Below are 11,857 nucleotides of genomic sequence, written 5' to 3'. Positions count from 1 at the left end.
ATGTTGTATTTGTGTTTGTGTTGTTGTTATCCTCCGATGTGATATCGGGGGATAATTTTTAAAGAAGGTTGTCTTTTCGTCTTACATCATTTCAATTCCTCATTTGTCTGAAATTTTCAGAACGTTAATTTGATTAATGGTTGTATATGGTCAATTTATTAAAAAAACAATCAAATATTTCATCTAACAAATAAATATTACTATATTTGCAAATGAAACGAAATATTAATATAAATATGGAATTTACTGCTAAACAAATTGCCGAATTCGTACATGGATGCGTTGAAGGTGATGACAATACTACTGTAAATACTTTTGCAAAAATAGAAGAAGGAAAAAAAGGAGCAATTTCGTTCTTGGCAAACCCCAAATATACTCACTATTTGTATTCTACAAATTCTAGTATCGTTCTGGTTAATAATGATTTGAAACTGGAACAGGATGTTCCTTGTACTCTTGTACGAGTGCCAAGTGCTTATGAGGCGGTGGCACAGCTCCTGCAGTTATACGAGTCTATGAAGCCAAAGAAGACAGGCGTCAGCTCGTTGGCGAGCATTTCTGCTTCCGCCAAAATAGGTGAGAATTGCTATATTGCGCCTTTTGTTTGTATCGGAGACAATGTTGAGATAGGAGATGGTTGTCAGATTTATCCGAATGTCACGATCGGTGATGGCGTGAAGGTAGGCAAAAACACTATCCTCTATTCAAATGTTTCTGTTTATCATGGTTGCAAACTTGGCAATAGTGTTACAATCCACTCTGGTTCTGTAATTGGTGCTGACGGCTTCGGTTTCGCTCCTAATGCAGAAGGTTACGACAAAATCCCTCAGATAGGCATAGTCACCATAGAGGATAATGTTGAAATCGGTGCCAATACCTGTGTTGACCGTTCTACCATGGGAAGCACATACGTGCGCAAGGGCGTAAAACTTGACAACTTGGTACAGATAGCCCATAATACCGACATCGGAGAGAATACCGTAATGTCTGCACAGGTAGGAATCGCAGGAAGTACGAAAGTTGGCTCCTGGTGTATGTTCGGTGGTCAGGTCGGTCTCGCAGGGCATATTAAAATCGGCAATAAAGTCTTTTTGGGAGCCCAGTCAGGTGTGCCGGGAAACATTAAAGACGACCAGACACTCATCGGTACTCCACCAATGGAACCTAAGAAATATTTCAAGTCTCAGGCCATTTTCCGCCGTTTGCCGGAAATGTATGCCAAAATCAATGAATTGGAAAAAGAATTGGCTAAGCTAAAGGGTGAGTCTGAAGCTTAACGATTTATTAAAGAATAATAATAGAAGATTATGTCTAAACAAAAAACGCTTAAAGGTAGTTTTGCCCTTTGTGGCAAAGGACTGCATACTGGTCTCAGTCTGACGGTCACTTTTAATCCGGCGCCAGAGAATTCAGGCTATAAAATACAGCGTATAGATTTGGAAAACCAGCCTGTTATAGAGGCTATAGCTGAAAATGTAGTAGATACACAACGTGGTACCGTCTTAGGCAAGGGAGATGTCAGGGTCTCTACCATAGAACATGGAATGTCTGCATTGTATGCCATGGGCATAGACAACTGTCTTATCCAGGTTAATGGTCCGGAATTCCCGATTCTTGATGGTTCTGCTTCCATGTATGTGGACAAGATCAACGAAATCGGCATAGAAGAACAGAATGCTCCAAAGGATTATTATATAATCAGACACAAGATAGAGATCAAAGACGAGGAGTCAGGTTCTTGTATAACGATTCTTCCGGATGAAGGATTCAGCCTTACCACAATGTGCTCTTTTGAGTCCAAGTTCATCAACAGCCAATTCGCTACATTGGACGATATGGATGCTTATGCAACAGAGATCGCGCCTGCAAGAACGTTTGTCTTCGTAAGAGACATTGAGCCGTTGTTGAAGGCTAATCTTATCAAAGGTGGTGATATGGACAATGCCATTGTCATCTATGAGCGTCAGACTACTCAGGAGAGGCTTGACCAGCTTGCTGATTTCTTGAAGGTTCCACGTCTTGATGCCACAAAGCTTGGTTATATTCAGCACAAGCCTTTGGTTTGGGAAAATGAATGTACTCGCCACAAGCTTCTTGATATCATCGGTGATATGGCTCTTATCGGTCGTCCTATCAAAGGACGTATTATCGCAACTCGTCCAGGACATACCATCAACAATAAGTTTGCCCGTCTTATGCGTCGCGAAATCCGCAAGCATGAGATACAGGCTCCGATTTATGATTGCAATGAGCCGCCAGTAATGGATGTCAACCGAATTCGTGAGCTGCTTCCACACCGTTACCCGATGCAGCTTGTAGACAAGGTGATTTCTCTTGGGGCTAACAGTATTGTAGGAGTGAAGAATGTCACGAGCAATGAACCGTTCTTTACAGGACATTTCCCTCAAGAGCCTGTTATGCCGGGAGTCCTGCAGATTGAAGCTATGGCCCAATGCGGTGGTCTTCTTGTTCTCAACACTTTGGAAGAACCAGAGCGTTGGTCTACATATTTCATGAGAATCGACGATGTGAAATTCCGTCAGAAAGTGGTGCCTGGTGACACGTTGTTGTTTAAGGTAGACCTTTTGGCTCCTGTAAGACATGGCATCTCCTCTATGAAGGGATACGTGTTTGTCGGCGACAAAGTCGTGTCGGAGGCTACATTTACCGCACAGATAGTAAAGAATAAATAGACAACATTATTATAATATGAATCAAATCAGTCAGTTGGCTTTTGTTCATCCTGAAGCGAAACTTGGGGATAACAATATAATTGGCCCATTTTGTTATATTGACAAGAATACAGTCATAGGAGATAACAATGTTCTCCAAAACGGCGTTACGATACATACGGGTGCTCGTATAGGGAATGGAAATGAATTTTTTCCTGGTGCAAGTATAAGTACCAAACCACAGGACCTGAAGTTTGTCGGTGAGGAAACTACTTGCGTCGTAGGAGACAACAACAGTATCCGCGAGAATGTTACTATTTCGCGTGGTACAGCCTCCAAAGGTACTACAATAGTAGGCAGCAACAATCTGCTTATGGAGTGTGTTCATGTGGCTCACGACTGTGTCATGGGTAATGGTTGTATTATAGGAAATGCTACTAAATTTGCAGGTGAAGTAGTTATTGACGACAATGCCATTGTCAGCAGTACCGTGTTGTGTCATCAGTTTTGCCGTATCGGTGGCTATGTCATGATTCAGGGCGGAAGCCGTTTCAGTCAGGATATTCCCCCATATATTATTGCTGGTAAGGATCCTACCAAGTACTGCGGAATAAACCTAATAGGTTTACGTCGCCGCGGATTTAGCAATGAGAAAATCCAGATGATACATGATGCCTACCGAATATTGTATTCCAAGGGACTGATTTCTGAAGGTATAGCTGAAATACGTTCAACATTGCCTTCTTGTCCGGAGATAGATTATATCATTGATTTCGTACAGTCTTCTAAACGTGGTATTATCCGTTGATGAAGAGAAGTTAACCCAAATCTTGTTGATGATTTGGAATTAATAGTGTTAAAATAGTGTTTGGTTGGCTTCTTTGCAAGTTGCTCGCCAAACACATTTCGTTTAAAAACATTGTATACTCCATTCTTGTATTCATGAAAAATACTCTTCTCGTTATTCTTGGGCCTACAGGTGTAGGCAAGACGGAACTATGTCTTCGCGTAGCCGAGCATTTCCGTATTCCAATTATCAATGCCGATTCCAGACAATTGTTTAGGGAACTTCCTATAGGTACAGCTGCTCCAACCTCGGAACAACAGCAACGCGTGAAGCATTATTTCGTTGGAAACCTATCGCTTGGTGATTATTATAGTGCTTCAAAATATGAAGAAGACGTGATGGATTTCCTGTCTGGTTATTTTTCCAGCGATAGAAAATTGGCTTTGATGACTGGCGGCAGCATGATGTACATAGACTCTGTTTGTAACGGGATAGACGATATACCTACCATTGACGATAAAACTCGTCAATGGATGAAAGACAGATATACGACCGAAGGGCTGGAGCCTTTGTGTGCTGAATTGGAGAAACTTGACCCTGAATATTATTCAATTGTTGACAAGAAGAATCCCAAAAGAATAGTTCATGCTTTGGAAATATGTCATATGACAGGCAAGACATATACTTCATTCAGAAAAAACAAAATAAAAGAACGTCCCTTTGATATCATTAAAATAGGTCTTAATAGAGACAGAGACGAACTCTATGAACGTATTAACAAGCGTGTGGATGAGATGGTCGGTTCGGGACTTGAAAAGGAGGCACGTGAAGTTTATCCTTTCCGCCATCTCAACTCGTTGAATACAGTTGGATATAAAGAGTTGTTCGAATATTTTGACGGTAAATGCACTCTGGATGAAGCCGTTTTCCGTATAAAGTGTGACAGTCGTAAGTATTGCCGCAAACAACTTACTTGGTTCAGAAGAGACCCGCAAATCAAGTGGTTCCACCCGGACAATATTGAAGAAATCATAAAATATATAGAAACAATGATATATATCTAAAGTAAATTTGTACTTTTGTTCTGAATTTACGTAATTGTTAAATAAATGTAGACATTATATGCTTGATAAGTTGAGAAAAATCTTTGTTCTTGTCATTAAGAAGCTTGGTGCTTTCTTCAGATGGTATAAGAACCTTTATAAAGGTAGGGCATGGTACACAAAGACCATACTAGGTTTCTGTTCCAGTATAGTGGTATTTATCATCTATCTTGGAATGGTAGACATAAACTTCCTATGGCTTTTTGGTAGCTCGCCTGGCTATTTCTCCGGAATACTCGATCCTCAGGTAAGCGAGGCTTCCGAGATTTATAGTGCTGATGGCAAGATGATAGGAAAGTTCTTTAATGAGAATCGTACTCCAGTGAAGTATGATGAAGTGGCCCCGTCATTTTTCAAAGCATTGGTCGATACAGAGGATGAGCGTTTTTATAAGCATCTTGGTATCGATCCTATCGGTTTGTTCGGTGCCGTGAAAGATGCTGCCACTCATCATGGTGCGCGTGGTGCTTCTACTATAACCCAGCAGTTGGCAAAGAATATGTTCAGAGTGAGGAAGAACTATTCTACTGGCCTGCTCGGCAAGATACCGGGTCTTCGCATCTTGATAATGAAGAGCAAGGAGTGGATTATTGCTGTTAAACTTGAGACGGTTTATTCAAAGCGGGAAATAATCACGATGTATGCCAATACTGTAGATTTCGGTTCTAATTCGTATGGCATCAAAACGGCTGCAAAAACCTATTTCAACACGACCCCGAAAGATTTGAAGACTGAACAGGCTGCAGTGTTGGTTGGTATGTTGAAGGCTACCACATTCTATAATCCGAAGTCTAATCCGGAGAACAGCAAGAACCGTCGTAATGTTGTTCTCAACAATATGGTGACGCATGGCGATTTGTCTAGAAGTGTCTGCGATTCACTTTCAGCACTTCCGATCAAGTTGGATTTCAATCAGGAAGAGAATTATGACGGACAGGCAAAGTATTTCAGAGAGGCTGTGTCAAGACATCTGAAAGACTGGTGTAAGGAGAATGGCTATGACCTATATAATAGTGGATTGAAGATCTATACCACTATAGATTCCAAGATGCAGGAATATGCCGAGGCGGCTGTTACCAAACAGATGCGTCAGGTACAGAAGAATTTCAACAGTCATTGGGGTAACCAGGAGCCATGGCGCGATGAAAATGGTAATGTAATACCAGGATTCATAGAAGGAATATTGCAGAAGCAACCTTATTATCAAGAGCTTCTTGCACGTTTCCCTAACAGTCCGGATTCAGTGAGTTATTATGTCAACAAACCACATAAGGTGAAACTTTTCGATTATGAAAAAGGAATGATTGAGAAGGAGATGAGTACTGTTGACTCCATTCGTTATATGGTTAAGTTCATGCATTGCGCTTTTGTTGCGATGGAACCTCAGACCGGTGCTGTGAAGGCTTGGGTAGGAGATATCGACTTTGACACCTGGAAATATGACAAGGTGGAAGCTGACCGTCAGCCTGGCTCTACATTCAAACTGTTTGTATATACAGAAGCGATGAATCAAGGACTCACTCCATGCGACAAGCGCCGTGATGAATACATCAGAATGGAAGTGTATGACAAGGTGAAGCATGAGAATACGATTTGGACTCCAAGCAATGCAAACGGCAGATTCTCAGGTGACTCCATTCCGTTGAAGAGCGCATTTGCCCGAAGCATCAATTCCATTGCCGTAAGGCTTGGGCAGGAGATGGGCATAAAGAATGTGATAAACACAGCGCATCAGATGGGTATTACAAATGAACTTGATGACGCCCCATCATTGGCTTTGGGTTCTTCTGATGTGAGACTCCTCGATATGGTTAATTCATATTGTACTGTTGCAAACAATGGTAAGCATGTGCTGCCTTCATTAGTTACGAAGATTGTAGATAGAGAAGGTAAAGTCGTTTATCAGGAGAATATAGAGGAGCAACAGGCAATACCCTATAAGAGCGCATTCTTCATGCAGCAGCTTTTGATGGGCGGAATGAGAGAACCTGGTGGAACGTCCCAAAGTCTATGGGGATATGTAGGCAATGCCAAGGATACGGATTTCGGCGGTAAGACAGGTACGACAAACAACCATTCTGACGCATGGTTCATGTGTGTAAGTCCAAAGCTTGTTGCCGGTTCATGGGTAGGTGGCGAATACAGATGTATTCATTTCCGTACTGGAGCATTAGGTCAGGGTAGCAGAACGGCATTGCCTGTATGTGGCTATTTCATGCAGTCTGTCATGAATGATCCTAATTTTTCAAGATATCATGGACATTTCGACAAACCGAAAGATTCTGACATTTCTTACGGAATGTACAATTGTTCAAGTTATGTTGCTGTAAAGAAGGATACGACCCAGACAGACAGTACGGCTGTCATTATGGAAGACGAGGTGTTCCTGGATGAAAATGGAAATATAATTCAGGGACAAGAATCTCAGCATAAGGCCTCTAAGGCAGAGGATGCCAAGCCTCAAAGTGAAGCTGAGCCAAAGAACAGCAAACCGAAGAACCACAACATGTCGTTGGATGATTTCTGATGACGATTTTACGAATTGGATAAATGCCTTTTCATTCGCCATATTCAGAGATTGAAGTCTTCTTCAAGCCTCTATGAGAAAGAGAAGGTGTCTCGAAATGGAAGATATCATTGATACTGAAAACGAGGAGTTCAAGAAGGCTCTTCAGATAGTTAACTTTACCCGTCGTTCGCTTTTCCTTACAGGAAAGGCGGGGACGGGTAAGTCTACTTTCCTACGATATATATGCCAGCATACAAAGAAAAAACATGTAGTGCTTGCACCTACAGGTATTGCCGCTATTAATGCCGGTGGCTCAACGCTTCATAGTTTTTTCAAATTGCCATTCCATCCATTGATTCCGACGGATTCTCGTTTTTCGAATAGGAATATCAAGGAAACTCTCAAGTATAATGGAGAGAAAAGAAAATTGATACGTGAGGTGGAACTTGTCATTATAGATGAGATAAGTATGGTTCGTGCAGACATTATCGACTTTATTGATAAGGTTCTGCGAATCTATACACGAAATATGAGGGAACCGTTCGGTGGGAAGCAGTTGCTTTTTGTTGGTGATATATATCAGTTGGAACCCGTGGTGAAAGAAGAAGACCGCCAGTTCCTGCGCCCTTTTTATCCATCACCTTATTTCTTTGATGCACATGTTTTCCGTTCTTTCAAATTGGTGAGCATTGAGTTGAGAAAAGTATATCGCCAGACCGATTCTACATTCATCAATATATTGGATCATATACGGACTAATATGGTTACTGCAAATGATTTGCAACTTCTCAACAATAGGGTGGCGGCAGTTTCCCCATCAGATAGTAATGGTCTGTCGATAACACTCTCTACACGGCGTGATACAGTTGATTACATCAATCAATGCCAGTTGGATAAATTGCCAGGCGAAGCATCAGTTTTTTATGGTGATATAAAAGGGGATTTCCCTGAAAGCAGTCTGCCTACTCCTATGCAACTAGACCTTAAAGTAGGTTCCCAAATCATTTTCATAAAGAATGATTTGGACAAACGCTGGGTGAATGGCACCTTAGGAGTCATTGAGGGCATAGACGAAGGGCAAGGCGTTATATATATCGTTTCCGAGGATGGCAGAGAATTGGAGGTAGAGAGGGCATGTTGGAGCAATATGCGTTATACATATAATGACAAGGAACAGAAGATAGAAGAAGAGGAGATAGGTTCTTACACTCAGTACCCGATACGTTTGGCATGGGCTATTACTGTTCATAAAAGCCAGGGACTTACATTCAGACATGTCAACATAGACTTTACTGGTGGGGTGTTTGCCGGTGGACAGACTTATGTCGCACTTTCACGTTGTACTTCTTTGGAGGGAATAACTCTGAAAGAGCCAATACGTAGGAGTGATGTTTTCGTGCGCCCCGAGGTAGTTGCCTTTTCCAGAAATTATAACGATTCTCTTGTTATCAACAAGGCTTTGTCTGAATCTAAGGCGGACAGGGAGTATCATGATGCGGTCAAGGCATTTGACAAGGGTGATATGGAATCCTTTCTCGACAACTTCTTCAAGGCTATACATAGTCGTTATGATATAGAGAAGCCATTAGTCCGGCGGTTTATCCGTAGCAAACTGAATGTGGTAAATAAGTTGCGTGCTGAAAACCAGCGTCTATTGGAAGAGAAGAAAGAAAAAGATGATTTTCTGAAGCGTCTGGCTGTAGAATACGTCATGCTTGGCAAGGAATGTGAAAAGGAAAAAATGAACGATGCAGCCATTGCCAATTATAAGAAGGCTCTGAAGCTTTGCCCTGATATTCCTGAAGCCAAGCGTCGCCTGAAAAGGTTGCAGAAATGATTGAAATAAAAGTATTAGTCTTTAAGCATGTTTTATGAATGCTTCAACCCGAATCGGTCATTAGGGCTTGCTTGGATTTTGCTTTTTAGAAGGATGGGTTTTGTTTGGCTTTTAATGAGTAATAGCGAGCTATTGCGAATTAAAAACAAGCAAAAGGCACCTTATAAAAAAACAAAAGACTGCAAGCAGTTATTAAAATTATACATTTAACGGCCTAATGACCGATTTGGGTTCAAGACTAATACTTTTTGATGATGGAATATCAGAAAATGATTTGTTGGATTAACGTCTGTGGTTTTACATTTTCAGCTCGTTGATTTCTTCCATTTCGTCCTCGTCAAACCATTTTGTCAGTTTGCTCTTGGCTTTCTCCTTGATTTCTTCAGAAACATCGCCTATTTTGCCGATTACATATAGTAATACTGCCAAATCGTCTCCCAAACCTACGATTGGAATTGCATCCGGTATTACATCAAGCGGACTGACGAGATAGCCTAAAGCTCCTACAATGATGGCTTTGTCCTTGATAGACACTTTGTCGCTCTGCAAGGTGTAATATAGCACGAGTGCGATGTATACAAGTTTAGCACCGGCACGTTTGGCTATTTTCGCTATTTTCTCCAAGAATTCACCATTTGTGAATTTGTTGGAGTATGACATAAAATCAGGTAATTCCATTTTTATTATATTTTACGTTTCTAATTAGTTGTCTGACGCCACACCTTTATAATGTAATCGTCTTAATGATGGCAAAATTACAAAAAAAACTTGTATGTCCCAAATGATACATTTGTTCATCATTTGTTTACTTCTTATTTTTAGTAATTCTTATGCTAAATCACAGGTCTTTCAGCAATATCTCTCTTTGTTTCTTGAGATATGCCGAATGTTCAGCAATTACTTTGTTCCATTTTTCATGGTTCGCCTCAGACATATTCAGTTTAAGTTCCCATTTCCCCTTTGTTTCATATTTGTCGATAAGTCGCCCTACGCTGAGTCTTGATATGTCTTGCGCCGGCTGATATACGCTGACATCTCCCTTTTCATCGCCTGATATTTCATTGATGAGTCCGAGATCGATGAGCTCATATAGTATGTTTTGTGTTATGCGTATGGGGATGTTCGTATTGAGCTTCAGTTCAAGGGCCGTGTACGGTGATTCTCCTTTTTCAAAACGCTTGCATATCATGCTCATGATCAGCATACTCATTATCATGCGGTATCGCGGACTGATTTCGTATGTTTCCGTGCGGAAGGCATACTCTTCCATATTCTGGCTCGTATAGCATAGCTCTGCGCCGAAAAGACATATCGACCATGATATCTGCACCCAGAGCATGAAGAGCGGTAAGGCTGCGAATGAACCATAGATTGCATTATAACTGCTTACCCAAATCTGCGAATGGATATAGAATAGCTGTAGTCCCTGCATGGCAACGCCTGCCAAAACTCCCGGCCAAATGGCGCATTTCAGTCTTACCCTTATGTTTGGCATGAATACATAAAGGGCTATGAAAATGGCTGACATCAAAACGAAGGGCATGATATCCCACAATATCCTCACCATCGGGGCAAACAATTCCATGCCCTCTGTCTGGCTTGTCACCGTAGCTACGAATATTGATATACCGGATGTGACGACAATGATGATAGGGGCTAGGATAAACATTCCCATATAGTCGGTCACAGTTCTGAAGAAACTTCTCGGCTTCTTCACCTGCCATATATTGTTGAATGCCAGTTCGATGTTTCTGATAAGCATCGTTACTGTCCATAACATGAAAACAAGTCCGATACCGAGTATGATTCCACTTTTGGTGTGGATCAGATACGAATTGACGAAGCCGATTATCGTTTCGGCAGCCTGTGGCTGGCTCGACAATACATTTCTGAACCACTCTTCTATGTATTTGTTGTAGCCGAACCCCCTTGCTATAGCGAAGACTACTGCCAGGATAGGGACTATTGCCAGGAGAGTGGAGTAGGTGAGTGCGGCAGCGTTGTTTATCATTCTTTTTGTTGTAAAACTCTCAATGGTCAGTATCAGCATTCTAAAGGATGCGATGATCAGCCGTTGTGATTGAGGTTTGTTGCTGTAGTCTCGCCATATTCCTACTTTGTAGAAATCAGTTATGTTTTTTATTGTCATTTGATGCTATAGATCGTTTTTTGATTAAGATTGATTATGCCAGATATCGGATGCAATAATCTCCACCAGCCATTACACACCATATTGTTTAGTCGGTTTTTGCTTAATTGTTGCTTTTCGTTTTTCAAGCAGATCCTGATGGCTGATTTGGGATGAATTATAAAAATGAAAAAGAAAACAGTGTCCCTATAAGCCGAGTTCTGTTCCGGTAATGCCTCTCGACGATACCGGCGCCTGCCATTTATCTAGAACATGAGTCACCCCATGTCTCAAGCATTCTACCCTCCATCGGAGTTAGTCGGACGGGCAATCCTCAAACGATGGTTTACATGAACTTGCAGCCTCCGGACGACACAGCCCGCTGGTCACCCAGCGACTGGTGGTCTCTTACACCACCTTCTCACCCTTACCATCCTTCTTTTGTTTTGGATAATATAGTGAAGACTCGAATCCTCGCATTATTATCAAAGGATGGCGGTTGTTTTCTTCTGTCGTATCCTACTGTTGCCAATAGCTTCCATTTTCAGAAGCGGAGCACCCTATGCTGCCCGGACTTTCCTCTCGTAGCCAGATGCTACCAGCGGCAGAGCCGGGACGCTGCATTCTTTTCAATGCAAAGTTACAAATAAAAATTGGAATATGTTGGATTTGTATTCCATAATTTGAAATATGCTTGTCTTTTTGGCATTGACTATAAGATTTTCTTACTTTTTGTTCCTGATAATTATGTTGACATCATTTTATTGTATGATTATTTGTGTGTTTACAACTCTTGTTTTGTACGTATGTTTACAAAAGAG

The 11,857-nt window shown here is 41.4% G+C and carries 8 protein-coding genes and 1 other RNA gene; 6 read left to right on the top strand and 3 right to left on the bottom strand.

All coding sequences use genetic code 11. The features are described from left to right. The first annotated feature begins 236 nt into the window (after window positions 1-236). From lpxD to ST42_RS00705, 6 genes are all read left to right on the top strand, one after another. Window positions 237-1,277: a UDP-3-O-(3-hydroxymyristoyl)glucosamine N-acyltransferase gene (gene lpxD / locus ST42_RS00730; RefSeq protein ID WP_022316591.1), complete on the top strand. Its 1,041-nt coding sequence runs from the start codon at window positions 237-239 to the stop codon at window positions 1,275-1,277. Window positions 1,278-1,307: 30 nt separating this feature from the next. Further along, entirely contained in the window at window positions 1,308-2,693 is a 1,386-nt protein-coding gene (locus ST42_RS00725) for a bifunctional UDP-3-O-[3-hydroxymyristoyl] N-acetylglucosamine deacetylase/3-hydroxyacyl-ACP dehydratase (protein ID WP_022316590.1), read from the top strand. Between the two features lie 16 nt (window positions 2,694-2,709). Continuing rightward, entirely contained in the window at window positions 2,710-3,480 is a 771-nt protein-coding gene (gene lpxA, locus ST42_RS00720) for an acyl-ACP--UDP-N-acetylglucosamine O-acyltransferase (protein WP_042517591.1), read from the top strand. A 134-nt stretch (window positions 3,481-3,614) separates the two neighbouring features. Continuing rightward, window positions 3,615-4,523 (top strand): tRNA (adenosine(37)-N6)-dimethylallyltransferase MiaA, encoded by a 909-nt coding sequence (gene miaA, locus ST42_RS00715; RefSeq protein ID WP_044071884.1) that lies wholly within the window; start codon window positions 3,615-3,617, stop codon window positions 4,521-4,523. Window positions 4,524-4,581: 58 nt separating this feature from the next. Next, the gene (locus tag ST42_RS00710; protein WP_044071882.1) at window positions 4,582-7,089 is read left to right on the top strand and encodes a transglycosylase domain-containing protein; all 2,508 of its coding nucleotides are present in this window, start codon (window positions 4,582-4,584) and stop codon (window positions 7,087-7,089) included. A 97-nt stretch (window positions 7,090-7,186) separates the two neighbouring features. After that, window positions 7,187-8,908, top strand: a complete 1,722-nt coding sequence (locus ST42_RS00705; protein WP_044071881.1) for an AAA family ATPase — start codon at window positions 7,187-7,189, stop codon at window positions 8,906-8,908. 297 nt (window positions 8,909-9,205) lie between these two features. Here ST42_RS00705 and ST42_RS00700 read toward each other — a convergent pair whose 3' ends face one another. From ST42_RS00700 to rnpB, 3 genes are all read right to left on the bottom strand, one after another. Next, the gene (locus ST42_RS00700) at window positions 9,206-9,586 is read right to left on the bottom strand and encodes a YkvA family protein (RefSeq protein ID WP_022316585.1); all 381 of its coding nucleotides are present in this window, start codon (window positions 9,584-9,586) and stop codon (window positions 9,206-9,208) included. 160 nt (window positions 9,587-9,746) lie between these two features. Beyond that, a complete protein-coding gene (locus tag ST42_RS00695) occupies window positions 9,747-11,057 on the bottom strand; it encodes a YihY/virulence factor BrkB family protein (protein ID WP_044071880.1) in 1,311 nt (436 codons plus the stop codon). A 173-nt stretch (window positions 11,058-11,230) separates the two neighbouring features. Further along, window positions 11,231-11,658, bottom strand: an RNA gene (gene rnpB, locus ST42_RS13025) — RNase P RNA component class A. Window positions 11,659-11,857 lie beyond the last annotated feature (199 nt).

Source organism: Prevotella pectinovora (genome assembly GCF_000834015.1).
GTDB classification, from domain to species: domain Bacteria; phylum Bacteroidota; class Bacteroidia; order Bacteroidales; family Bacteroidaceae; genus Prevotella; species Prevotella pectinovora.
Note: the sequence above shows the minus strand (reverse complement) of the source record. Positions and strands in the feature narration are given on the sequence as shown.